Raw genomic sequence first — 22,258 nt, forward strand, 5'->3', positions numbered from 1 at the left:
CAGCCGACCCGAACGGCGGTCCGGCCGTGCGTCTCCTCCCGCGAGGAGCTCAGGGCGCGATGTCCTCGCCGTGGCGCAGCCGCAGCACACTGTCGGGCAGCATCCGGCTCGCGGTGGGCGCCGTGGTCGTCAGCCGTGCGGAGGGGAGCAGTTCCAGCTGCTCACACTGCCACCCCGCGGCGTCGAAGACGGACAGGTCGATGAGGCCGTGCATCTCCAGCGGTGTCCCGGCGGCCCGCGAGGCCTGGGTGAGACTGCGGGCGGAGGAAGTGGAGAGGACATCGCAGATCCAGCTCGCGCCCGTGCCCAGGCGCGCCAGGGAAGTGGCGAGTTCCCGCACGGCGTCCCCCGGGAGGTAGGTCAGCAGTCCCTCCGCGAGGATCACACAGCGCCGCCCGGTGGTGCGGGGCAGCAGCAGACCGGCGAGCCGGTCGGTGTCGCGCAGGTCGGCGCGCAGCCGCGTGACGGGGACCTCCGCGTCGGCCGACGGCAGGAGCCGGTCCTTGAGGTCGAGTACCGGAGCGGAGTCCACCTCGATCACCCGGCAGTGGCTCGGCCAGTCCATGCGGTAGGGCCGTGCGTCGAAGCCCGCACCCAGGTTGACGCAGACGTCCACGTCCTCGCGTGTGAACACCTCGGCCAGCATGCGGTCGATGAGCATCGTGCGCGCCACCACGACCGACGTCCCGGCGGTGTGCCGGGTGACTCCGCGGATGGTCGCGGGGCAGAGGTCGGCGAACCGGGCCGCGAACGGATCGTCGAGCGCGCTGTCCGGATCGGCCGTCGCCCGGGCCCGGCCGGTGGCGGTCAGGAAGGCGGTGGCGGGTACGTGGCCTGCGGACACGGGCTACTCCCAGCGGAAGAGCCGTACGGCGGCCGCGGCGGTGAGCGCCAGCAGACCCGCCAGGACGCCGACGTCGAGAGCGACGTTCGTCGAGCTGTCCAGCCAGGCGTGCTGAAGGAGCTTCACGGCGTAGGTGGCCGGTACGGCATCGCTGATCGCCTTCATCGTGGAGGGGAAGATCTGGAGCGGAATGGTCGCCCCGGAGAGGAAGATCATCGGGAAGTAGAGCAGATTCGCCACGGCCGTCGCCGCGCGTTCCGAGGGGGCGACCGCCGCGACGACCCCGCCTATCGCGTACATCACCAGCGTCACCAGAATCAGTGAACCGACGGTCGCCACTGCCGCGCCCGCCGAGTCCGGCATGTGCAGATCGAAGAAGAGCCAGCCGGTCGCGACCAGCAGTACGGCGCCCAGCAGGCTGAGCGCGATGTTCACCAGCCCTTGGGCGATCAGCAGGGCCGAGGGGCCCAGGGGGGTCGCGCGGAAGCGCTTGAGCACCTTGCGGTCCCGGTACTCGGCCAGCCCGAGCGGAAAGCTCATCAGCCCGGTGACCGCGATCACCAGGACCAGGTAGGCGGGCACCGACATGTCCACCGTGCCCCGTCCGTCGAGACGGCTGGAGGGGTCGTTGCCGTAGATACCGCCGAACATGCACAGCATCAGCACCGGAAAGGCGAGTGCGAAGAAGACCGGCGCGAAATTCCGCATCATGCGCCGTGATTCGAACCTGACGACCTGCCAGAGCAGTTGCATGTGTCAGTCGCCGCCCTTCTCGCTGGAGTCCTTCGTGCCGGAGTCCTTCTCGGTTCCGGCAAGGTCGTTGCCGGCGGTGTCGGTGCCGGTGCCGATGCCGATGCCGACCAGCCTGAGGTAGGCGTCTTCGAAAGTCGGCGCGCGGTGGCTCACCGCGGAGGGCGGCAGGTCGGCCGCCACCAGCCGCTGGAGGACACGGTCGTAGTCCGTGGGGAAGCTCGCCGCGTACGCGACGCGCCGGTCCGTCCCGGAGGTCAGCCGGGTCAGCCCGAGTTCCTCGAACTGTCGCTCGATGCCGGGAGCCGCGTCGACATCGACCGAGACGGTGGCCGGTCCGCCGTGCGCCGAGGCCAGCCGTGCCGGGCTGTCCAGCGCGACCAGTTCGCCGCCGCGCAGCACCCCGACCCGGCCGCACAACGCCTCCACCTCCTCCATCGAATGCGAGGTGAGCAGCACCGCGACACCGCGCGCGGCCAGATCGAGCACGGCGCGCCAGGTTCCGCGGCGCTGTTCGGGGTCGAGGCCGGTGGTCAGCTCGTCGAGGATCACCAGCCGCACATCGCCGACCTGCGCCAGCGCCAGCGCGAGGCGTTGACGCATACCCCCGGAGAGTTCGGCGATGAGGCTGCGCCGTCGATCGGTGAGGCCGAACGTGTCCAGCAGCCGTGCCGCGGCTCCCGGGGCGGAGTAGAGCGCTTCATAGAGGTCGCACAGTTCACCGACGCGGGCGCGGCTGGGGAACTGCGACTCCTGCAACTGCATGCCGATGAGGTGGCTGGCGGTCTGCCGGTCGCGGTGCGGATCCAGGCCGCAGACGGAGATCGAGCCGTCGCGGACGGGCCCGCGCAGGCCGCCGACCGACTCGGCGATCGAGGTCTTGCCCGCGCCGTTCGGTCCGACAAGACCGAGGATCTCCCCGGGGCCCACCTGGAAGGACACATCGCGAACGGCGACGAGGGAACCGTAGGCGACGCTCAGGTGTTCGACCCGCACCACCGGGCCGTCCTCCGCGGCCGCCGCCGGCCGGGGCGCGGACGTATCGGAGTTCTTCGGTATCACAGGCTCAGCCTCCTGGGTGCTGACGAGGCGCGCGCACGGGAGGTGGCGCTCAGGTTGGTGTAGAAGCCGGCGAAGGACATGTGCAGGACCAGTGCGGGCAGGACGCTCCCGGTGGCGGCGGTCAGCAGGCTGCCGGTCGTGCCGAGGACGAGGCTGGACATACCCAGCACATAGGCCTGGACCCAGGTGGAGACCAGGACGACCTGGCCGACCGCGAACAGCACGGTGCTGAAGGTCGCAGCGAAGAGGAAGCCGCCACCGGTCGCGCCGATCCCCAGCAGGACAGCGCCCCGGAACACCAGCTCCTCGACCAGCGCGGCCACGGCGGGGACCACCCAGTGCAGGTGCCGGGGCAGGGCCAGGATCGAGGAGATCCACTGCACCCGGGTGATCTCCCCCGGCACGTCCACCCGTGGGTTCGCCCGGTACAGCAGCGAGACGCACAGGATGTTCAGACTCGATGTCCCGCACACCGCGAGCAGCAGGGCGAGCAGCGCGTCGGCCGAGGGCCGGCCGACGAGCCGCTGGACCGGGAGTCCGGCGAAGGTCATGAGCAGCGCCAGTGCCACGACACCCAGCAGCAGGTAGAGCACGGTTCCGAAGAGCGCGAAGGCCGCGTCCGGACGCAGCCCCGTCCGGTCCGCGAGCCACAGCCCCACCCGCCGACGGCGCGCCGGATCCCCGAACGGCAGCCGGTAGAGCGCCAGCCAGCCACCGATCGTCGCGACGCACACGCATGCGTAGGGGACCGCGTTCACCGGTCCACCGCCTGACGCGCCGCCAGGGCGTGGACCGTCAGGTTCTGCCCGAGGTGGCTGAGCACCGGTACGAGCAGACTGCCCGAAGCCACCAGCAGGACCCCGAACACCGCACCGGACAGTGCCTTCTGGACCATGATGAGGCCGCCGAAGAAGAGGTGTCCGAGCGCGTAGCCGACCGCCGCGCAGCAGATCGCCGCCCAGGCGGGCAGGCCCAGCCATTCTTCGAGAGCGCCGATCCACAGCCCCCGGTAGAGCAGTTCCTCGGCCACCGCGGTGAGCAGGATCGACGCCAGATAGCCGGGTCCCGCGGGAGCGCCTCCCCGGACGGAGAGGCGCAGGCTCCGCTCCCCGCGCAACAGCTTCGGCACGGCCCCGAGCGCGAACTCGGCCCCGACCAGGACGACCCCGGCCCCGAGCGCGATCAGGAGCCAGAGCGGACCGGTACGCCATGCGCCGAGGCGATCGGGTATGAGGTGCCCGGACGCCACGACGGCGACCGCCAGCCCGGTGACGACCAGGTACGCCAGGGGAACGCCGACCGTCGCGGTCCGCTCGCGGTTCCGGGCATGGTCCGGGCCGGTGCGGAACGATCCCGTGATGCGGACCAGTTCGGCGGGCGCCACCGTCGCCACCAGCACCAGTCCCTCAAGGGAGCGGGTGGGGGACCACATGCGTCACACCCCCGTAGCTGCGCATCCGGGGATGGCCGCTCGCGGGGAAGCCGGGAAGGCACATGCTGAGCAGCTCCGGGATGAGCACCCGGACCACCTTCCACGGGGTGTCCGCCAGCGCCGGCGGGGTGATGTCCAGGTAGCCCGCCCATTCGCTGATCGCGGAGAGCTCGGTCAGCAGTGTGCGGATGGCGGACTCGTCGTCGGGGGCGTAGGGGTTCACCGAGCCGAGGTCCATGTGTCCGGCCGTACGGCTCTCGACGGCGGCGAGTTTGCGCTCGGCGTCGTGCGGGGCGGCGAAGTACAGCACGTTGGAGTCGAGGTCCGTGAACGCGGAGCTCTTCTGTGCGAAGTGCACATGGGGGAGGTCGAAGACGGTGCTGAACATACCGATGGCGAGGATGGCCGTCGCCTCGGCCGCGCCGCGCAGCAGTGCCTGGCGCGGATCCGGATCGGCCTGCAGCCCGAACGCGATGTACGGCAGCTCCCGGTCGCGCCGTACCAGGGTGACGCCCACATTGGGCAGCGACAGCTCGGGCCTGGTCAGGTACGTGGCCCGGACCTCGTACGGCCCGTCCGGCTCCAGTCCGGCGGCCGCGAGCAGCTCGCGCCCGTCCGCGTCGGGCTCGATGACGGGGGCCTTCGCGTCCGTGTACCAGTTGAGGATGAACGCGTCGATCTGCACGGCCTCGATCAGCGCGCTGAGCAGCGCCTTGTCCAGTGAGACATGCGCGGCCGTGCCGGTGGAGAAGGACGGGGTGAACAGCTTGTCCCCGTACTCGGCGTTGCTGCGGAAGCCCAGGAAGACCAGCTGCGCGGGCAGATAGACCTCCTCGCCCGGCCGGGTGAGCGACGGGCAGGCGATCCACGCGATGACATCATCCTCCTTCGGTAGCTCGGGCGAGTAGCGGTGCATCATGCCCGCGATGCGCTCCTGTTGCGCCGGTTCGAAGATGCCGAGCAGTTCCAAGGGCATACAGCGGTGGCGCGAGGAGAGCGAACGGTAGGAGGCGTACTCGATGCGGTGCTGGAAGAGCGGCATCGCCATCATTGCGGCGTACCGCTCGACCGACTCGCCGGTCAGCCGGGTCACCGCCTCCTCGTTGGTCGACCCGTAGCCGGCGAGGTGGTACTGCATCTGCATATGGGGGTCCTGCAGCGCCAGCCGGTGGTACTGGGGCATCGCCGCGGTCGCCGACCGCAGGTTGGGCTCGCCCGCGACCGCGGCGGGGGAGACCAGCATGCCGGGAAGGATCCCGCCCTGGTTGCCACCGATCCGCGCGTACCGGTCGAGCGCGGTGGTCATCCCCGGGTAGCCGCGGGTCGTGATGGGGCTCATCGCGTTCCCCCGAGCGCGTTGCGGACATGGCGGTCGATGACGACCCGGCTACTGAAGTTGATCTCTTCGACGATGTCCCGCGAGACATGTCCGCAGGCCGGGCAGGTGCCGATGCGCAGGACGTCCTGAGCCTGCATCTCGTACGTCGGCAGGTAGATGCTCAGCGCACGGCCGAGGAAGCGGGAGGTGCCCAGCGAGCGCAACAGGACGGCCTCGTTGACAAGGAACGCGCACAGCAGCCACTCGACTCCGCTCGGCCCGCTGTTCGCCTTGGGCACGTTGGCCCCGACGAACGCGTGGTAGCCGATGTGGTCTTCCAGACGGGCGAGTGAGCGCTGCTCGAAGCACTCCAGACAGCCGGTGCGCGGGCTCTCGGCCCCGACCACCGTGGCGAACGGGCCGTCGATCAGCCCCACCAGTACCGGCTTCTCAAGATGACAGGCGAGGCGGTTGAGATTGCGCAGTGTCAGGATCGAGGCCTGGCTGATGGAGACGATCAGCGAGTCGCAGTGCTCGACGTACCCGCTCAGCCGTTTGAGCGTGTCCGCCGCCGCCAGGCCCCCCATCCCGGAGGTGAGATCGGCATCGCCCAGCTCGGCCAGGAACTCGGCGGGCAGCAGCTCCACCGGATTGCCGAGGGATTCGGCCTGACGGGACACATAGGCGGTGGCACTGGGGGAGTCGGCCACGAAGGCCACCGTGGCCCTGGACGACTCGGCGGCACCGAAGAGATCCAGGTTCCCGAGCAGCGCCCGCGCCATCTCGGCGCCGTGTTCGGAGGGGCGGTCGTAGGCGAGGAAGCCGGCCTGCCGCAGCTCGGTCACCGCCAGCTTCAGGTTCGCGCGCTCGACGGGGGAGAGCCCTGTGACGCCGTCGAAGGTCCCGTCGGCCGTTTCGCCCGCGGCCAGCGTGTCGAAGAGCGCGGTCATGGCGGCACGGACCCCCGGGGATTCCGCGCGCAGATCGACGGTCACCTCGGAGAAGTTCCATATCCCCCAGCGGAGTCGGATGACGCCCGGCTCGACGGCCAGAAGCCGCACGGAAGTTGCCAGGACGATTCCCGGCTCGGAAGCTGCAACGGTCATTGCGGGTTCTCAGACCTCTCCGTGTCCCATGAGCGTGAAATGGACGACATGGCGTGACGTACCGTCGAACCCCAGCGTCTTCTCGAGGCTCTGCTTGTTGTATCCGCCCTGGTCGCAGGCGATCAGGCCGAGCGCGGTGCGGGCCAGATGGATGTTCTGGGAGATCCCGCCGACTTCGATCAGGGCGAAGACGACCCCGCTGTCGCCGTATTTCTGCGAATTGACGTAGAGGTCGTAGACGTACACGAGCGCGAAGGCCACCTTGTCCAGCTCCACGTCCGCCGTCCACAGCTGCGCGGACAGGTCGACCGGGGCGGGGGTCCGGTGCACGGGGTACAGGGTGTGGCTCTGCGGCTGGTACTCGTACGCCCCCGGTTCCAGCCCCTTGACGTGCTGTGCGAGGACCACGAGCCGGACCGGGTAGAGGCCGCCGCCGGACGGCACGGTGCGCAGCGACACCGCGGCATCGGCGTCCTGGGCGGTCGGGACCGGCAGGCTGCCCGTGACGCCCTGTCCGTGCCAGAGCACGGTGGCCAGCTCGTCGAGCGACGCCGACCGCCCCGAGAACTGCCGGCCACTGCGCCGGCCTTCCACGACCGAGGTGAGTCCGCCCTTCAGCCGGCGAGGTCCCGGAAGCGCGAGGGCGCGGTCCTCCCGCTCCCGCAGATCGCTGTGCGCGCTGGAGAGCACGGCATCATGGGCGTAGTAGCGCGAGACACCGAGCTGCATGCCCAGGTCACGGCCGCTCCGGCGGTGGTTGAGCAGGAGCTCCTCACCGACGAACCCCTCCATGGCCGGGCTCCACCGGCCCCGCACCACTGCCTCCGGCGCTCGCACCACCGTGCTCCCGCTGTAAACGGAGACCGAGGTGTGCTGCTGCCCGAATGCTCCCGTCGTCGCTAAATGGCTTTGTTGATCCAGGTATTCGGAGACGGCTTCTTGGGAGTCTTTGAGTGACATCCTCGGGCCCTTCACTCAAGGAGTGGTATCGAGATTGATATGCGGTGACGTGTGTCCCGCGGATGAGTCGGGCGGAACCGCCAGGCTGCCCCGCCCGACGGTTTGCCTACCAGCTACAGCAGGACGTGCAGGAGCAGTTGCCGCCGCCGCATGTGGTGCTGGCGCCGGGAGCGACCTGGACGAACGCGCCACCGGTGGCGGTGCTGCCGACCTGGCTGGAGAAACTCAGCATGTTGCTTCACCTCCGTTCGGATGGGGAAGAGTGATGCCCTATTACTGACCGGTTCGGAGATTAGCAGTCTGGGTACATGCCGGGAACAGGCGGGAAGGAGGAAATTCCCTAGTCCTGTTCCTGAAGTGTTCGCCTTCGTAATGGAATTGCGAACGGGGCAGACGTCGTCCGTGGCCCTTCCGGGCAGCCTGCATGTCCGGGGCGTCCTTGAACGGGCCCTTTGCGATACATCCCTCTTCGGGGCGCGAACGAAAACTGGTGAAACTCTGGTCGCGGAGAGCCGCTCGCTCGTGGAGACTGCCCGTGACACGTCCTCGCCCCAGGAACGCGTGGACCGCCCCCGGTCGGGCGCGTGGCCGGAGCGGGGGCGGTCAGATGTCATGCACCGTGAGGTGCTTGGGGCGTCAGGCCGTCGGGCAGTTGGTGGGGGGCGTGGGGGACGAGTGCGGCTTGACGACGCTCTGCTCCCCATCCGTGCCGTCCACTGCCGGAATGGTGGACGTTCCTTCCCCGCTCCACGTCTCGTCGCCGTTCGAGAAGGTCCAGGTTCCGGTCACCGTCTTCATCAACTGCGCACGCGTCAGCCAGCCCCACTCGCCCTTCCGCACGGTGTAGGGGTAGGTCTGGGTCGTCGTCTTCTGTCCTATCCATTGATGTGAATAATTGACCGAGACCGCTGTGGTGACCTTCGAGATGATGAAGTTCTCGATGCCAAAATCGGCACTCACCGTGACAGAGCCTCCCACGGTGTTGCTCCACCCCGTGGTGTCGGCAAAGGCGACGGTCGGCGTCGCTTCCTTGGCACCGTCTGTGTTGTCGTAGAGGGTGGAAACGCACTTTTCAGGCCCGAGCGCGGCATGACTGTCACTCTCCTGGGCGTATGTGCACGTGAGGGCACTGTCACTGGCTGCGCACCGCTTCAGGGAGTACTGCGTGAGGAGGTCGCCCATGGCAGCGTTCCACTGGCCGGGGGACCACTGCTGGTTCGCTGCTGCGTTGTTGCAGGAGTAAGCAACGACCTCGGAGCCGTCAGCGTTGTTTTCCCCGCTGACGTCCAGGCATTCATCGGTAGCGGCGTTCCGAAGCAGCGTCGTGGTCCCGTAGATGAGTTCCAGGTACCAGCGCTGCTGCTCGGATCCGGAGTCACAGGCTGCAGGGCCGAGGTGATATGTGTCGCTGTCGGTGAAGTCGATACAGTTCCCGTCCTTCTCATTACGGATACGGAAACTTCCATCCGCACCGGGGTCGAGGGACCAATTCGCGGCGGACGGAGTCTGGTCGATGACAAGGTTTGACGAGTCATCGCTCCATGTCAGGGCGGAAGCGTCACCGCTCTCGTCGGGCGGTGTCAATTGTGTGCGAAAAATCTGCCCCGTCACGGCGGCCGCGCTGTTCGCGCGAGCTGTCTGGACTGTGAGCAGAGGCAGCACTGCGGCGAGTGCGAGCGCGAGGCATGCGGCCATCAGCCCTGGCGCGCTGCATCTATTCCGCTTGGCGATCAAGATCGTACCTTCCCTTGGGTTCGCCGACTTTTTGTGACGGCCGCCACCGGAGAGGCGGCTGGACCGATCGGCGGCGCTCCCATCCTCTATAGGGGAGGCATCATGAGAACAGCGTAGGATTACGCGTCTGAGCACGCGAATTGCCTGCGGATTCCGCGGGTTGAGCGATAGGCCTTGACGATGTTTCACATGGCCCAGGGGCGAGCTGCACGCCGGTGAAGCCGGGCCGCGGCACTGCCGAGACGGTCAGCCCCTCTTGGGGTGGACGGTCGAGTCCGGCACATCGAGGCCGGTGCAGCCGCGCCGCCGCGTCTGGTCCGTGGCGAACGCATTGAGCAGCGTCCGCATCTGGGTGGCGGACAGTGCTTTCCGGTCCGTCCCATCGCCGTAGGCGAGGAAGTTGGCGGACTCTCCGCCACACCGGGCTTTCGCGCGTCCGAAGTCCTCGCTCATCAGCGCGTCACGGGAGTCGTGCCCCTTCGGAATCACCACATTGGCGCCGAGCAGCGTCTCGAAGGGCGTGTCGGTCCAGCCGCCGTACCAGCCGGTGAGGTCCAGCGCGGAGTCGCCGGTTTCGGGGTCGATCAGCGAGCAGTTGGTGATCGGAGCACCGTTGTGCGTGGGCGCGGCGACCCTCCACCCCGCGCCGGAAGGGCTCTTCGGCAGTGGCGCACGTGTCAGCCAGCCGCACATCGTCCCCGCGGCTTGCTTCAGTGGCATCGTGCGCGGTTCGACCACGCGCTCGGGCAGCGGCAGGGGGTCAGCCCCGCAGCCCAGTTCGGAGTCCGCACCGTTGGCGACGGACACGGCGATGCGCAACGACGCGGGTGTGGCGTCGTCCTCGACGCCGTGGCTGACCACCCGGGTGATCAGGAGGCGTTTGTGTCCCCGGGAATCATGTCCCGGCCCGGGGCACTTCTGGATGATGACCGGGCCGAACTTGCCGTAGAAGCCCGGGACTTCTTGCGGGAACACGTACCGTGGTGTCGTCGGGATGGTGAACTCCATGCCCAGCGCCGTCCGGACGTCCGATGGATCGGTCTGGGCCTCCATCCTCAGGACGAAGTGCCCCTCATCCTCGTTCACCGCGCATACGAGGCGTCCATGGCCGGAGCCGAAGGTGTCCTCGCCGGCTTGCAGACGCTTTCTGGGCAGCAGTTCGGCCAGGTCATCGCCCGAGACATGGTCTCCGCACAGTGTCTCGGCATACCACCAGGGCTGCCACAGCGGCTTGGTCAGATAGCCCCCACCTGCGACCACCGCGAGTACCAGCGTCACGATGATGAGCGCCCGCCTGCTGGGCACCCATCGCCTGCCTGCCCCCGTTGCCACTTCTGCGCCCCCTCGCCTTTGTCCCTGCCCTGGTGCGGCGCAGCCTACGCGGTCGGACGGTCATGGACGGAGACGCATGCCCAGGGCTCTGGGCATGCGTCGCCCGGGGAGTGCGGTGCCCCGGCCACCGTTACTGGCCGACCCGTCCGTCGATGCACTCGCGTAGCAGGTCGGCGTGGCCGCAATGGCGGGCGTACTCCTCGATCCTGTGCACCATCAGCTCGCGGATGGCGATCTTGTCCTTCCCCACGCGTTCGTTCAGGTCCGAGTGCTCGGCCAGCACGGCATCGGTCACGGCCTGCGCACGCTCGAGATGGGCAAATGCGGAATCGACCGCGGCCTGTTCACCGACAGCTCCGTGGAAGTCCGCGTCACGCTCGCCGTAGAGCTTCGGCAGTGGGTCTCCCGTGCTGATCCAGTTGTGCCAGTCCCGTTCCACCTCGACGAGGTGCCGGATCAGTCCGAGCAGTGACATCGTCGACGGCGGAACGGAGCGCCGGGCGAGTTGCTCCGCGTCCAGGCCCTCACACTTCATGCGCAGGGTCAGGCGGTACCCCGCCAGGAAGTCCTGAAGCGTCGCGAGCTCGCCCTCGGGGCCGGGCTCTTGGCTGTGGCGTGGGTCGTTGTCCGGGTCGGCCCACATGTCGGGGTAGACGGTTGCCTGGGTCCATCGCGCGGGTTCATCGCTCATGCGTCGCATGATCGTCTGTACCGGCCCCGCTCGCCACCGAGTTCTCGCAGGTTGATGCGGTTGGTGTTGCGGATCCGCTCGGTGTGACCGCGGGTGGCGAGGATTCCGAGGGCGTCGGCGTCCGGCGCTTCGGTCGTGAGCTGGAGGTGTCGGGCGAGAGGCGATCGCCGATACGGTTTCATGTGGCTTGTCGGTATTCGGAGACCATGCCGAAGAACAGCTCGTCGATCCACTCGCCTTTGGCGTAGCGGTTCGATGTGCGGAGGCCCTCGAACCGGAACCCGACTCGTTCGAGCAAGGCCGCGGACCGGATGTTCCGCGCGTCGCAGTCCGCGGAGATGCGGCGCAAGCCTCGTGCGAGATAACTATCGACGGTAGCCGCCGTCGCCTCTGTGGCAAGTCCCATACCTTGATGAGCGGGAGCCAGGGTGAAGCCAATGTCCGCCTGCATCATGTTCTCATGGAGGTGGACGCCTATTTCCCCTATGAGCAGGCCGCTCGCCTTGGCCTCGATCGCGTACAGGAACCATCCGGGTGCAGCGGGGTCCGTCCCTCCGAATTCTCTGATGTCGGACGCCCCCGCTTCGCGCGACACAGGAACCGACCAGCCCTGATACCGGGCCACATCAGGATGCGAACGATATTCGCAAAATACGTCGACGTCGTCGTCTCGAAACACGCGCAGACGCAATCGCGGAGTTTCGATCAAGGTGCCTGTACGGCTCACGTGCTGATTCCTGTCCGGTATTCACCGTGGAATGCGCATCCGTCGGCGGATCGTAGACCACGGGCGAGCGTGCTGGTTCGTTCCGAGGGATTTCCCTAGCGCATGCTCCACTCGGGTCGCGCATGCGATCGCAGACATCCTGGGTGCGGTCATGCTGGGGAGCAACCGAATTACCGGCGCCGCCGTTCAGTGGCCTCGTGAGCCGCAGTTGGTCTTCGTGGTCATCGCGCCCCGGAGCGGCCACGTGCTTTCACCTAGGGTCCGCAGCCCGCGACTGGCAGGGCTGGCTGCGATGGGGCGGCCGCGGTAGGTGTCCGGGGCGATTCCGTACTTCCGATCGCAAAGTCGTGCGGATATCGTGGCTCACGGGTGCTGAGGATGCTGATTTCGTCACACCCCCATGTGCTGCGATGGCGAGCGAGGTAGGGGCATGTCGAACTTCGGGGTAGAGGTGCGCCACCTGGCCTCGGCCGACAGGGAGGCGTGGGAACCGCTGTGGCAGGCGTACCTGGACTTCTATGAGCAGGTCCTGCCGACGGAGGTCACTGATCTGACGTGGGCCCGGTTCGCCGACCCCACGGAGCCGATGGGCGGGCTGGGCGCGTGGGCCGGCGAGGCGCTGGTGGGCATCTGCCATTACGTCCTGCATCCCTCGACGTGGTCCGCGCGGCCCAGCTGCTATCTGGAAGACCTCTTCACCACTCCTGCCGTGCGCGGCAGGGGAGTGGGCAGGGCACTGATCGACGCGACGGCCTCGGCGGCCAGGAGGGCCGGGGCCGAGAAGCTCTACTGGCAGACGCACGCGGACAACGCGACGGCCCGGGCTCTCTACGACCGGGTGGCCTGCCACGAGGGGTTCCTCGTCTACGAGCGCCCCCTGAACTGACCATGGTCGAGGCGTGGCGATGACGCTTGTGCCACCCCACTCCGACGCACTGTCCGAACGGGACCGACCGGCGTGGATCGTCGCGTTAGTGAGACGTTAGCGGTCTGGCAATGGAACAGCAGCCGTACGCCAGCGGGTCGGCACAGTCTTGAGACGTACCGCAAGACGACCACTTGACCCACAGGGAACTTCTGATGTCGACCGCCACCATCAACGCCCGTACCGTCCGTACCGCCATTGCCAGTGCCACGCTGATCGCCGCAACCCTCACCCTGGCCGCGTGCAACAACGACGACGCGGACGCGGGGAAGAGCTCCGGCTCCGCCGGGAACTCGGCCGCCGCCTCCACGGGCTCCGACTCCCAGAGTGGCGATGAGCAGGACGCGCCCGCGGGCGGTGGCGCCCAGGACGCGGGCGGCAAGAGCGGTGGCACGGCGGGCGGCTCCGGCTCCAAGATCACCACGTGTGACCCGGACAAGATGTCGATGAGCGTCTCCAAGGTGTCGCGTCCGGTCAACCACATGCTGCTGAAGGCGACCAACAACTCCGGTACCACCTGCAGCCTCGTCGACTGGCCCTCGCTGCGGTTCGACGATGCCCAGGCGGCCACGCCGGTCGCGGAGGAGACCAAGCCGCAGGCCCTCGTCACCCTCGCGCCGGGCAAGTCCGGCTACGCGGGTATCCTCACCTCCAGCGCCGACGGCTCCGGTTCCAATGGCACCAAGGTCACCGACCTGAGCGTGTACCTCAAGGGCTCGGACGCCGCCACCTCCGTCTCGCTGCCGGGCGGCTCGGTCTACATCGACGACAGCGCTCAGGTCACCTTCTGGCAGAGCGACAGCTCCGACGCCATCGACTGGTGACACGCAGCTAGCCTTCTCCATCCCCCGGCGCCGGCAGTCGACTCCCCCTGCGGCTGCCCGCCGGCCGACGGCCCCCGCCACCCCGGCGGGGGCCGTTCCCTTCGGATCGACAGCGCGCGCATCGACGGCGACCGTCCCCGTCGGCAGGCAACCAGGTGGATCACGCCGTCGTCCTCAACGACGGGTCGACTCATGGAGGTCAGGCAGTGGGTACGCACGCCGACATCGTCAAACCGCTGCCGGAACTCCTCGGGGACCATGCCCGCCGCTTCGGGGACAAGATCTGTTTCCAGGACCGGCTCAGGCGTGTGACCTACCGGGAGCTGGAACGGAGGACCGCACGGCTGGCCGGTCACCTGGTGGGACTCGGTCTGGCGCGCGGTGACCGAGTGGCTGTACTGCTCGGCAACCGTGTCGAGGCGGTCGAGAGCCTGCTCGCCGTCACCCGGGCCAGCGGTGTGGGCGTGCCTGTGGACCCCGGGAGCTCGGAGGAGGAGCTGACCCGCTTGCTGGAGGACAGCGGGGCACGGGTGCTCATCACCGACGGCGCCTGTCCGGCACGGCGGCGAACGCTGTTGTTCCGGCCTGAGCTGACCGTGGTGGTGGCCGAGGGCGGCGACGCAGAGGATCAGGCGGACGAGGCAGGCACGGGTGAGGCCGGCGCGGCCGGGGGGCGGCCCGCCGTGGTCGCGGGCCGCGTTCTGCGGTACGAGGAGCTGGCGGCTACGGAGCCGCGGACGCCGGCCCGGGACGATCTCGCACTGGACGAAGTGGCCTGGCTGCTCTACACCTCGGGCTCCTCGGGCGCGCCCAAGGGCGTCCTGTCCACCCAGCGCAACCGCCTGTCGCCGGTCGCGACGGGTCTCGTCGGTGTCCTGGGCCTGTCCGAACGTGACCGCGTGCTGTGGCCGTTGCCCCTCCATCATGCGATGAGCCAGGTGGTGTGCTTCCTCGGGGTGACCGCGGTGGGGGCGAGCGCGGTGCTGCTGCCCCGGTTCTCGGTGTCCGGTGTGCTCGGCGAACTGCGGGGTGCGGAGGACCCGTTCACCTTGCTCGGTGGGGTCCCGACCACGTATTCGGCGCTGCTCGACGCGGTCCGGGGTGAGGAGCGAGGCGAGGACGGCGTCGGTCTGGGCGCCCCCGCGCTGCGGGGTTGCGTCAGCGCTGGTGCTGCGGCGGGGCCCGGGTTCCGCGAGTCTTTCGAGGCGATCTGCCGCGTCCCCTATCTGGAGCACTACGGCAGCACGGAGGCGGGCCCGGTCACGATGGCGGCGCCGGGCGAGACGACGGCGTCCGGGGCATGCGGCCGGGTGCTGCCCGGCACCCGGGTCCGGGTCGGTGGGGGCCCTGACGGCCGGGACACGGGCGAGGGCGAGTTGTGGGTCAGCGGGCCCGGGGTGATGGCCGGCTACCACGGCAGACCGGAAGCCACTGCGAAGGTACTGCGCGACGGCTGGTTCCGCACGGGTGACCTGGTCAGGATCGATGCTTCCGGTGAACTGGCGGTCACCGGCCGGGCGAGTGATCTGATCATTCGTGGCGGGGTGAACATCCATCCCTCGGAAGTGGAGGCGGTGCTGCGGCGGCTTCCGGGGGTGGTGGACGCCGCCGTGGCCGGACGCCCCCATCCCGTTTTCGGTGAGGTGCCGGTCGGCTATCTGATCGCCCGACCCGGCGGGGTGCTGGACAGGGGACGCATCCTCGCCGCCTGCCGCGCGGAACTCTCCGGCTTCAAGGTGCCGGTCGAGCTGTTGGCGGTGGAGGACCTGCCCCGTACCGCCTCCGGGAAGATCCTTCGGCGGGACCTCGCCGGCCTTCCCGCGCGGGCGCTGAGCGTGGAGGCCGCCGGGGAACCGCCGGAGGACCTGCTGACCCTGGTGCGGCGTGAGGCGGCGGCCGTGCTCGGCTGTACACCTCAGGCGGTGGAGCCGAGCACGGCACTGCGGGATCTGGGGATGGACTCCCTGACGGCGACGGTGCTGCGGGAACGGTTGTCGGCGGTGACCGGCCTGCCGCTCTCCGAGGCCGTCGCGTTCGACTTTCCCACGGCCGCCGCGCTCGCCGCCCACCTCGGGGAACGGAACGACACCGCGCCGGCCGGTGCCGCGCCCGCCACCCGGAATGAGGCCCGGCCGGAGGACGATCCTGTGGTGATCGTGGGGATGGCGTGCCGCTATCCCGGAGACGTGACGTCTCCCGACGAACTGTGGCGGCTCGTGGCCGACGGGAGGGACGTCATCGGTCCCTTCCCCACCGACCGGGGCTGGGACACCGGGGCGCTGTACGACCCGGACCCCGGGCGACCGGGGCGGACGTATGTGCGCGAGGGCGGTTTCCTCTCCGGCGCCGACCGCTTCGACGCCGGGTTCTTCGGTATCTCTCCCCGTGAGGCGCTGGCCATGGACCCGCAGCACCGGCTGCTGCTCGAAGTGGCGTGGGAGGCCCTCGAGTACGCCGGTGTCGTCCCCGCCACTCTGCGCGGCTCGGCGACCGGGGTGTACGTCGGGCTGATGTACAGCGACTACGCCCGCCGCCTGACGAGGACGCCCGAACATGTCGAGGGGTACCTCGGCCTGGGCAACGCCGGAAGCGTCGCCTCGGGTCGTATCGCCTACACTTTCGGCCTCGAAGGACCGGCCCTCACCGTGGACACGGCGTGTTCCTCGTCCCTGGTGGCCCTGCATCTGGCGGCCCAGTCGCTGCGCCGGGGTGAGTGTGCCTTCGCGTTGGCCGGCGGCGCCACGGTGATGTCAGGGCCCTCGTCGTTCGTGGAGTTCAGCCGTCAGCGGGCGCTGGCACCGGACGGCCGCTGCAAGGCGTTCGGCGCGTCCGCCGACGGCACCGTGTGGGCCGAGGGCGCCGGAATGCTGCTGCTGAGCCGGTTGTCCGAGGCGCGCCGCGCCGGACTGCCGGTCCTGGCCGTGGTGCGTGGCTCGGCGGTGAACCAGGACGGGGCGAGCAACGGACTGACCGCACCGCACGGACCGGCCCAGCAGCGGGTGATCCGGCAGGCGCTCGCGGACGCGGGGCTGGATCCCGGCGACATCGACGCGGTGGAGGCGCACGGCACCGGCACCCGGCTGGGGGACGTCATCGAGGCGGAGGCGTTCCTCGCGACGTACGGGCGCCACGCGCGGCAGTCTCCTCTCCGGCTGGGCTCGGTGAAGTCGAACATCGGTCACACCCAGGCAGCGGCCGGAGTGGCCGGGGTGATCAAGATGGTGCAGGCGATGCGGCACGGCGTGCTGCCGCGCACACTGCATGCCGACGAGCCGACCCCGCGTGTCGATTGGTCGCCGGGGCGGATCGCGCTCCTGACCCGGGCGGTGGAGTGGCCCGCGACGAATCGCCGGCGACGGGCGGGGGTGTCCTCCTTCGGTATCAGTGGCACCAACGCCCATGTGGTGCTCGAAGAGCCTCCGGGCGACGGGGAGACCGCACCGCCTGCCGTGGCGGACGACGGGGCCGCGAGCGGCCGCGTCGGACCCGGAGCGGTGCCAGATGACGCGACGGGCTCCGGACCGGCCGTGGTGGCCATCCAGGTGTCGGCCAGGAGCGTGCGGGGCCTGCGGGACCAGGCGCGGCGGCTGCACGACCATGTGGTCGCCGCCCCCGAAGCATCCCTGATGGACCTCGGGTACTCGCTCGCCACCATGCGTGCGGTCTTCGATCACCGGGCCGTGGTGGTGGCCCGGGACCGTGCCGAACTGCTCAGCTCCCTGCGGGCCGTGGCGGAGGGCGACGACCGGCCCGGAGTCCATACGGGTACGTCCCGCCACTCCGGCCCGCTGGCCTTGTTGTTCACCGGCCAGGGCAGCCAGCGCCCCGGTATGGGCCGTGAACTGTACAAGTCGCGGCAGGTGCACCCGGTCTTCGCCCGTTCGCTCGACGAGTGCTGTGCCCTGCTCGACCCGCTGCTGCCGGTGCCCTTGCGGACCGTCATGTTCGCCGGGCCCGATACGGAGACGGGCACGCTGCTGCGGACGACCCGGTTCGCACAGCCCGCGCTCTTCGCCCTGGAGACGGCCCTGTTCCGGCAGTTCGAGGCATGGGGGGTACGCCCCGGTCTGGTGGCCGGGCATTCGGTGGGCGAGGTGACGGCAGCCCATGTCGCCGGGGTGTTGTCCCTCGCGGACGCATGCACACTGGTGGCGGCCCGGGGCCGGCTGATGGACGCGCTGCCCGCGGGCGGCGCGATGGCGGCGGTGGCCGCCGACGCGGACGAGGTGGCAGAGCACCTCTCCGCGACCGGGTGCGCGGTGGAGATCGCCGCGGTCAACGGGCCCGCCTCGGTGGTCATCTCCGGCGACGAGGCCGAGGTGCGGGAGACCGCCGCACACTTCCGGGAGCGGGGCCGTTCGGTGACACCGCTGCGGGTCGGCCATGCCTTCCACTCCGCTCGGATGGACCCCGTGCTGGCCGACTTCGCGGACGTGGTCCGGGGGCTGTCCTTCGCCGCGCCGCTGCTGCCTCTGGTCACCGCCGTGGCGGGCCGGGCGGCGACCGACGAGGAGCTGTGCACACCGGAGTTCTGGGTGGACCATGTCCGCCGTCCGGTCCGCTTCGCCGATTCGGTGGCCCACCTGAGTGAACGAGGCGCGGCACACTACGTGGAACTGGGGCCGGACGGGGTGCTCACCGGCCTGGTACGGGATTGCCTCGCCGCGCGGCGACCGGCGCCGGACGGCCCGGATGCGCGCGAGGCGGGCGGTGGCGAGCGGGGAACGGCACCGCTGGTCCTGCCCACTTTGTGCGGGAGGCGGCCGGAAGCGGACGCCCTGCTCGAGACGCTGGCCGCGCTGCACGCCCACGGTGTGCCCGTCGACTGGCGGGCCGTCTTCGCCGGGCGAGGCGGGCGGCGTGTCGCACTGCCCACGTACGCCTTCCAGCGCCGCCGGTACTGGCTGGAGACCGACCCGGAGCATCCGCCCGTGTCCCCGGTGGCCGACACCGCCCATCCGTTCCTGCGGTCCTGCACCCGCACCGCCGCCGACGACGGGTTGCTGCTGAGCGGTGTGCTCTCGGTGCATGACCAGCCGTGGCTCGCCGACCACAGGGTGGCCGGGGAGGTCGTGCTGCCGGGGACCGCGTTCGTCGACATGGCCCTGTACGCAGGTGAGTTGGCGGGCGTGGCCGTCCTGGACGAGCTGGTCCTGACCGCGCCGCTGTCCTTGCCCCCGGACGGTGCTGTCGTCGTGCAGGCGAAGGTGGCGGGCGCGGACGACGCGGGACGACGGGTCGTGTCCTTCCACTCCCGGCCGCACACCGCGGCGGGTGATGGGCCCTGGCTCCGGAACGCCGTCGGCACGCTTTCGCGGGCGCAGCCGACCGCGGACCGGGAAGCGGCAGCCGCCACTGGTGGCGAGCACCGGCCGCACGCGTCCTGGCCGCCGAAGGCCGCGGTGCCCCTGTACGCCGCCGGTCCGGGGACCGGTCCGTATGAGCAACTGGCCGCCGGCGGGCTGGGCTACGGCCCCGCCTTTCACGGCATGCGCGCCGCCTGGAAGCACGGGGAGGAGCTGTACGCCGACGTCGCACTGCCCGAAGCGGCCCGAGCGCCACGCCCGGAGGCGGACGGCCCGGCATTCGTCCTGCATCCCGCACTGCTCGACGCGGCGCTGCACGCCCTGGCCCTGGACGGCCTCGTCACCAGGGGGCCCGGGGAGGCGGCCGACGGGTTGTCCCTGCCGTTCGCCTTCGGCGGTGTGCGCGTGCACACCCCCGGAGTGCAGCGCGTGCGGGTTCGGGTGGCCCCCGGGCCCGACGGGCAGACCCGGGTGGAGCTGACGGACGAGACGGGCTCACCGGTGGCGACGGTCCGTTCGCTGACGCTCCGGCCCGTGCCGCGTACCGCCTCAGCGGCGGCGGACTCCGTCACCGGTGCTCTCCACCGTACGGACTGGGTGCCGCTGACCGAGCCGTCCGTACCCGTAACGTTGCCCCGCTGGGGGGTTCTGGGCGTGGCGGGCACACCCGCGGTGGACGCCCTCGCGCCCCCGGGCTCCGGCGTTCCGGTGTACCGCGACCCGGCGGCGTGCGATGCCGCCTCGGCCGTCGTCGTGGCACCGTGCCCACCGCCTGAGACCACCGGTGACGCGCAGGACCAGGCCGCCGGATTGCTGCGGGCGGCGGACCGGGCGTTGGAGCTTGTGCGGGAGTGGCTCGCCGAACCGCGCCTGTCCCGCTCCCGTCTCGTCCTCGTGACGTCCGGTGCCATCGCCTCCGTTGGCGACGGTGCCCCCGCGGACGGCGCCGCCGGTCACGGAAGTGATCGCCGGTCCGGCGAGACAGCGCCGGTACCGTTGCACACACCGGTGTGGGGGCTGATCCGCTCGGCTCTGCGCGAAGCCCCGGGCCGCTTCGCCCTGATCGACGTGGATGAACACCCCGACTCCTGGAGTGCCCTGCCCGCCCTGCTGGCTGCCTCGGTACCGGAGGCAGCCGTACGCCGGGGGACGGCGTACGTGCCGAAGCTGGTGCCACTGGCCGAGGAGGCACCGGAGCGGCGGACGCGACGGCCGCTCGACCCGGAGGGCACCGTCCTGGTCACCGGTGGCACCGGTTCCCTGGGCATGCTGGTGGCGCGGCACCTGGTCACCACCCACGGTGTCCGTCATCTGCTGCTCGTCGGCCGACGCGGGCCGGACGCCCCGGGAGCCCGGGAACTCGTCGCGGAGCTGGGTGAGGCGGGCGCCCAGGTGACCGTGCACGCCTGTGACGTCGCGGACCGGACCGCGCTGGCCGCCCTGCTCGACGCGGTACCGGCGGCCCACCCGCTGACCGGCGTCGTGCACACCGCGGGTGTGCTGGACGACGGCGTCGTCACGGCGCTGACCACCGACCGGCTGAGGCGGGTGCTGCGCCCCAAGGCGGACGCTGCTCTCGCCCTGCACGAACTGACGCATCATCATGACCTGGCCCTGTTCGCGCTGTTCTCCTCGGTGGCCGGTACCTTCGGCTCCGCCGGTCAGGCCAACTACGCCGCGGCCAACTGCGTGCTGGATGCCCTGGCACGACACCGCCGTCGACTCGGACTGTCCGGCACGTCGATCGCGTGGGGCCCCTGGCGGCAGGACGACGGCATGATGGCGCACCTGGGCGAGGCGGACCGGCAACGGATGGCCCGTTCCGGCTTCGGCCCGCTCAGTCTCGAAGAGGGCCTGGCCCTCTTCGACGCCGCCGTGGCCGGTGACGAACCCGTGGTGGTGGCGGCCCGCCTCGCCCCGGCCGCCCTCCGCGGCAGCGTCCCGGCGGTGAGCCCGCTCCCGACCCCCGCGGCCGACGCGGGTGACAGGGACCGGAACCGACTCGGCCGGGCGCTGGCGGCCGCTTCCCCCGGCGAGCAGGGCGAGATGCTGCTCACCACGGTCCGGACCCTGGCGGCCCGCGTCCTGGGCTATGCGGACGAGGCGAACGAACTCGACGACGACGCCCTGCTGGCGGACCTGGGACTGGACTCCCTGGCGGCGGTCGATCTCCGCAATGAGCTCGCGGCAGGGACGGGGCTGGCACTGCCGTCCACGCTGCTCTTCGACTTCCCGACACCACGCGCGCTCGCCACCGAGCTGACGCGGCGGTACGCGGCCGAGCCATTTTCTGCGAGCGCCACGTCCGACGGCCTTCCGAGCTCCCCGGGCCGATTGGCGGACGACGGAGCGGTGAGCGGTCCCCAGGTCCGTCCGGATGTGTCCTCTGTGCCGGACACTCCGGTGCGGACGGCCGAAGCTCCGGACTCCTTGGGCGCGCTCTTCCGTTCCGCATGTGCCCGTGGACAGACCTGGGACGGCATGGCGCTCCTCACCATCGCCGCGCGCCTGCGCCCGGTGTTCGACAGGACCGGGGCGCCGGTTGCGACACATGACCCCGTCCTGCTCACAGCGGGCGGCGGGGGACCCCGGCTGGTCTGCCTCCCCGCGCTCAGCGCGGTGTCGGGACCGCAGGAGTACGCACGTCTGGGTGCCGGGCTGCGCGGGCTGCGGCCGGTCTCCGCGCTGCGGCACCCGGGGTTCGAGACCCGAGAGGCTCTGCCCGCCACACTGGACGCCCTCGTCACCGCCCAGGCCAGCGCCGTCCGCGCGGCCGCGGCCGCGACCGGAGGCCCGCTCGTGCTGCTGGGGCGGTCGGCCGGTGGCTGGGCGGCCCATGCCGTGGCCGAGCGCCTGGAGTCCGAGGGCGCCGCCCCGGCGGCCGTCGTCCTGGTGGACACCTATCCTCCCGGTCACGGCGACCGGGACCAGGCGCTCTCCGCGATGACGTCGGACATGCTGCGCCGGGCGGCGGAGTTCGCCTCGGCCAGCCCCGACCGGCTCACCGCGATGGCCGGATACTTCGAGCTCTTCAGGGGCTGGAAGCCCGGGTCGCTCGCCTGTCCCACCCTGTACGTACGAGCCCGGGACCCACTGCCCGGCGCCGAACCCGCCCCGGACTGGAGCCTGCCGCACACCGAGGTCACCGTGCCCGGAAACCACTTCACCATGCTGGAGGAACACGCCCGTACCACCGCACTCGCCATCCACCAGTGGCTGGAGGCCGGTCCGGTCTGAGGGCATCCGG

16 protein-coding genes are annotated in these 22,258 nt (G+C 70.4%); 3 read left to right on the forward strand and 13 right to left on the reverse strand.

The genetic code is table 11. The annotated features are described in order from the left end of the window. Positions 1–49 precede the first annotated feature (49 nt). The 13 genes from NMK44_RS25415 to NMK44_RS25470 all read right to left on the reverse strand — a co-directional run bounded on the left by NMK44_RS25415 (position 50) and on the right by NMK44_RS25470 (position 11,956). Positions 50–844, reverse strand: a complete 795-nt coding sequence (locus tag NMK44_RS25415) for a class I SAM-dependent methyltransferase (RefSeq protein ID WP_254747017.1) — start codon at positions 842–844, stop codon at positions 50–52. A gap of 3 nt (positions 845–847) precedes the next feature. Beyond that, the gene (locus NMK44_RS25420; RefSeq protein ID WP_302888613.1) at positions 848–1,597 is read right to left on the reverse strand and encodes an ABC transporter permease; all 750 of its coding nucleotides are present in this window, start codon (positions 1,595–1,597) and stop codon (positions 848–850) included. Positions 1,598–1,600: 3 nt separating this feature from the next. Then, complete coding sequence (locus tag NMK44_RS42450) at positions 1,601–2,656, reverse strand: ABC transporter ATP-binding protein (protein WP_254747021.1); 1,056 nt, start codon at positions 2,654–2,656, stop codon at positions 1,601–1,603. Continuing rightward, positions 2,653–3,414, reverse strand: coding sequence for a CPBP family glutamic-type intramembrane protease (locus NMK44_RS42455; protein WP_254747023.1), 762 nt, complete (start codon positions 3,412–3,414; stop codon positions 2,653–2,655). Before NMK44_RS42455 ends, NMK44_RS42450 begins: the two co-directional genes overlap by 4 nt. Continuing rightward, positions 3,411–4,088, reverse strand: a complete 678-nt coding sequence (locus NMK44_RS25435) for a CPBP family intramembrane glutamic endopeptidase (RefSeq protein ID WP_254747025.1) — start codon at positions 4,086–4,088, stop codon at positions 3,411–3,413. The genes NMK44_RS42455 and NMK44_RS25435 overlap by 4 nt, the downstream gene beginning before the upstream one ends. Further along, complete coding sequence (locus NMK44_RS25440) at positions 4,063–5,427, reverse strand: YcaO-like family protein (protein ID WP_254747027.1); 1,365 nt, start codon at positions 5,425–5,427, stop codon at positions 4,063–4,065. The genes NMK44_RS25435 and NMK44_RS25440 overlap by 26 nt, the downstream gene beginning before the upstream one ends. Beyond that, positions 5,424–6,512 (reverse strand): hypothetical protein, encoded by a 1,089-nt coding sequence (locus NMK44_RS25445; protein ID WP_254747028.1) that lies wholly within the window; start codon positions 6,510–6,512, stop codon positions 5,424–5,426. The genes NMK44_RS25440 and NMK44_RS25445 overlap by 4 nt, the downstream gene beginning before the upstream one ends. A gap of 9 nt (positions 6,513–6,521) precedes the next feature. Continuing rightward, positions 6,522–7,304, reverse strand: a complete 783-nt coding sequence (locus NMK44_RS25450; RefSeq protein ID WP_254747030.1) for a SagB/ThcOx family dehydrogenase — start codon at positions 7,302–7,304, stop codon at positions 6,522–6,524. A gap of 274 nt (positions 7,305–7,578) precedes the next feature. After that, positions 7,579–7,704 carry a hypothetical protein gene (locus NMK44_RS42130; RefSeq protein ID WP_302888615.1) on the reverse strand — a complete coding sequence of 42 codons (126 nt, stop codon included), beginning with the start codon at positions 7,702–7,704 and terminating at the stop codon, positions 7,579–7,581. Positions 7,705–8,108: 404 nt separating this feature from the next. Further along, on the reverse strand, positions 8,109–9,206 hold the full coding sequence (locus tag NMK44_RS25455) for an RICIN domain-containing protein (RefSeq protein WP_254747032.1): 1,098 nt from the start codon (positions 9,204–9,206) through the stop codon (positions 8,109–8,111). A 246-nt stretch (positions 9,207–9,452) separates the two neighbouring features. Further along, positions 9,453–10,511 carry a hypothetical protein gene (locus tag NMK44_RS25460; protein ID WP_254747033.1) on the reverse strand — a complete coding sequence of 353 codons (1,059 nt, stop codon included), beginning with the start codon at positions 10,509–10,511 and terminating at the stop codon, positions 9,453–9,455. Between the two features lie 157 nt (positions 10,512–10,668). Next, a complete protein-coding gene (locus NMK44_RS25465; protein WP_254747035.1) occupies positions 10,669–11,229 on the reverse strand; it encodes a DinB family protein in 561 nt (186 codons plus the stop codon). A 178-nt stretch (positions 11,230–11,407) separates the two neighbouring features. Beyond that, complete coding sequence (locus NMK44_RS25470) at positions 11,408–11,956, reverse strand: GNAT family N-acetyltransferase (protein ID WP_254747045.1); 549 nt, start codon at positions 11,954–11,956, stop codon at positions 11,408–11,410. Between the two features lie 430 nt (positions 11,957–12,386). Here NMK44_RS25470 and NMK44_RS25475 point away from each other — a divergent pair, with 430 nt between their 5' ends. From NMK44_RS25475 to NMK44_RS25485, 3 genes are all read left to right on the forward strand, one after another. After that, a complete protein-coding gene (locus NMK44_RS25475) occupies positions 12,387–12,842 on the forward strand; it encodes a GNAT family N-acetyltransferase (protein WP_254747047.1) in 456 nt (151 codons plus the stop codon). 194 nt (positions 12,843–13,036) lie between these two features. Then, complete coding sequence (locus NMK44_RS25480; RefSeq protein WP_254747049.1) at positions 13,037–13,705, forward strand: DUF4232 domain-containing protein; 669 nt, start codon at positions 13,037–13,039, stop codon at positions 13,703–13,705. Positions 13,706–13,911: 206 nt separating this feature from the next. After that, positions 13,912–22,248 carry a type I polyketide synthase gene (locus NMK44_RS25485; protein ID WP_254747051.1) on the forward strand — a complete coding sequence of 2,779 codons (8,337 nt, stop codon included), beginning with the start codon at positions 13,912–13,914 and terminating at the stop codon, positions 22,246–22,248. The last annotated feature ends 10 nt before the right edge of the window (positions 22,249–22,258 follow it).

The organism is Streptomyces cucumeris (assembly GCF_024295805.1).
GTDB lineage: Bacteria > Actinomycetota > Actinomycetes > Streptomycetales > Streptomycetaceae > Streptomyces > Streptomyces cucumeris.